General features: G+C 76.9%; 2 protein-coding genes. Both read right to left on the bottom strand.

The window, feature by feature from the left end; translation table 11 throughout:
- Positions 1–177: 177 nt before the first annotated feature.
- Positions 178–2,253 carry an NAD-dependent DNA ligase LigA gene (gene ligA / locus ACFV0G_RS27890; RefSeq protein ID WP_380553721.1) on the bottom strand — a complete coding sequence of 692 codons (2,076 nt, stop codon included), beginning with the start codon at positions 2,251–2,253 and terminating at the stop codon, positions 178–180.
- Entirely contained in the window at positions 2,253–2,399 is a 147-nt protein-coding gene (locus ACFV0G_RS27895; protein WP_380553712.1) for an MbtH family NRPS accessory protein, read from the bottom strand. Before ACFV0G_RS27895 ends, ligA begins: the two co-directional genes overlap by 1 nt.
- Positions 2,400–2,605: the final 206 nt, after the last annotated feature.

A 2,605-nucleotide genomic window follows, 5' to 3' on the forward strand; every position in this document is an offset into this window, starting at 1 on the left:
GCGACGCGCGCCCGCCCGCCTCGCCATCAGAGTACCCCCCCCCCGGGGGGGGGCGGGGCCGGGGCGCCCCCCCGCCCCCACCGGCCGGTCCCCCCTCTCTTGTGTCTCCGCCCCCACGGGTGCAGCGCCGGCCTCAGGGCGGCCCGGTGCATGTCGGGCCGGGCGTGCGTACGGCGGTCAGGCGAGCACGGCGCCCACCAGGTCGGCGAACTCGTCCGGCGAGACGATCCGGATCCCGAGCTCCTCCGCCTTGGCCCGCTTGGAGCCGGCCTTCTCGCCCGCCACCAGCAGGGTGGTGCGCTTGGAGACCGAGGAGGACGCCCGGCCGCCCGCCCGCTCGATCAGTTCGTTCATCTCGTTGCGCGAGAGCTCGGCCAGCGGGCCTGTCATGGCGCCGGTGACCACCACCGCCTCCCCCGCGAGCGGCCCGGACACGGCCGGCCCGGCAGGCTCGGCCCCTGCCGCCACGGGGGCCTCGTCCGCTGCCGCTGCGGCCCGGCGAACGACGGGCGCGGTCACCTGGGTGCCGACGCCGAGTGCGGCGAGCTTGTCCAGGATGCCTGCCAGTGCCGCGAGTTCGGTGACGATCACGGCGGCCTTCTCCGGGCCGATGCCGTCGACCTCGGCCAGCGCCGCGGCGTCGGCGGCGCGGATCGCGGCCATGCTGCCGAAGTGCGCGGCGACCCGGCGCGACATCGAGCGGCCCGTACCGAGCACGCCGAGCGCGCAGAACACCCGGTTCAGCGGCCGCGTCCGGGCCTCGGCGATCGCCGCGATCAGGTTGTCGGCGCTGGTGTCGCCCATCCGGTCGAGGGTGAGCAGCTGCTCGCGGGTGAGGGTGAAGAGGTCGGCGAGGTCGGCGACCAGCCCCGCCTCGACGAGCTGCACCGCCCGGGTGCCGCCGAGGCCCTCCACGTCCAACTGGTCGCGCCCGACGGCGTACCGGATGGAGGCGACCACCTGGCAGCCCCGGCCGCGGACGCACCGCCAGCGCTGCTGGGAGGTGTCGATGGCGTCGCCGCAGCGCGGGCAGGCCTCGGGGAAGACGATCGGCTGCTCGGCGCCCGTGCGCAGGTCGACGAGCGGTGCCTCCACCCGCGGGATGACGTCGCCGGCCCGGTGGACGAAGACCTGGTCGCCGATCAGCAGGCCGCGCCGGGTGATGTCGGCCGGGTTGTGCAGGGTGGCGTAGGTGATGGTGACGCCGTCCACCTCGACGGGCTCCAGCACTGCCCGCGGGGCGATCACGCCCGTCCGGCCGACGTTCCACTCCACGCCGAGCAGCCGGGTGACCTTGTGCACGGCGGGCAGCTTGTAGGCGACGGCCCAGCGGGGTGCCCGCGATCCGGTGCCGGCGGCCTCCTGGTCGTCGGCCGCGTCGGCCTTGACCACGATGCCGTCGATGCCGAACGGGAGACCGGCCCGGAGCGCGGCGATCTCCCCGATCCGCTCCTGGACCTCGGCCGGGTCGGCGCAGCGGCGCGGCGCGGCCGCGGTGCTCGCGGCGGTGTGGGCGCCGAGCTCGGCGATCCGCTGCAGCAGGTCGGCGTGGCCGAGCCCGGGCAGGCCGACCGCGTCGTAGCCGAAGAAGGTGAGCTCGACGCGGTAGGCGCGGTCGCGGGCCCGGAGGGTGCCGGCGGCGCCGTTGCGGGGGTTGGCGAACGGCGCGTCGCCGTGGGCGGTGCGGACGGTGTTGGCCTGCTCGAACTGGTCCTGCGTCAGCAGGACTTCGCCGCGCAGTTCGACGTCGACCGGTTCGGTGAGCGTCTCGGGCAGCCCGATGATGCTGCCGGCGGCGTGGCTGATGTCCTCGCCGGCGAGGCCGTCGCCGCGGGTGATCAGGCGGGTGAGCCGGCCGGCCCGGTACCGGGCGGCGACCGCCAGGCCGTCGAGCTTCGGCTCCACGCACCAGCCGGCGACCGGGCGGCCGAGGCGGCGCTCCAGGCCGGCCGCCCAGGCGGTCAGCTCGTCAGGCGAGAAGACGTTGTCCAGGCTGAGCATCGGCACCGTGTGCGGGACGTCGCCCACGGCGGCGCCGCCCGCGACCTTGCCGGTCGGCGACTGCGGCAGCACCTCGTCGGGGTGTGCCCGCTCGTACGCCTCGACGGAGCGCAGCAGCGCGTCGTACTCGTCGTCGCCGAGCGGCGTGGCGCCGTCGGCGTAGTAGGCCGCGGCCGCCGCGACGGCGGTGGCGACGGCATCGGCGTAGGCGGCGGGGGTGGCCGGAACGGCTGCGTCCTTCATGTCGAACATCATCTCGACCTGCACTGACAACCGGCGGCCGCGGCGCCCCGCGGGGGCCCAACCCCCCCCCCGCCGCTCGGCCAGAGCGAGTGGCGGCCCTGGTCGTCGATCAGCACCAGGAAGGTGCCGTCGGGGTCGTCGAACGGGTTCTGCACGGGTCAGCTCCTCGGCGCGGCGGGGTCGGTGGTGAGGGCGTCCAGCCGGCCGGCGAGGACGGGTCCGATCTGCTCCAGGGCCTCGGGCGCGGTCATCCGGTGGTGGGGGGGGGGCCCCCCCCGGGGGGGGGGGCCCCCGCCCAACGAGCCCCGCCCCGCCCGCCCGCGGGGGGGGCCGGGCGCGCCGAGGGGGGGGGCGGGGGCCG

The organism is Kitasatospora sp. NPDC059571 (assembly GCF_042735675.1).
In the GTDB taxonomy this organism is placed as follows: Bacteria; Actinomycetota; Actinomycetes; order Streptomycetales; family Streptomycetaceae; genus Kitasatospora.

Excerpts from the sequence above, each read along its gene's own strand:
- ligA (WP_380553721.1), bottom strand. The coding sequence starts at position 2,253 with ATGTTCGACATGAAGGACGCAGCCGTTCCGGCCACCCCCGCCGCCTAC.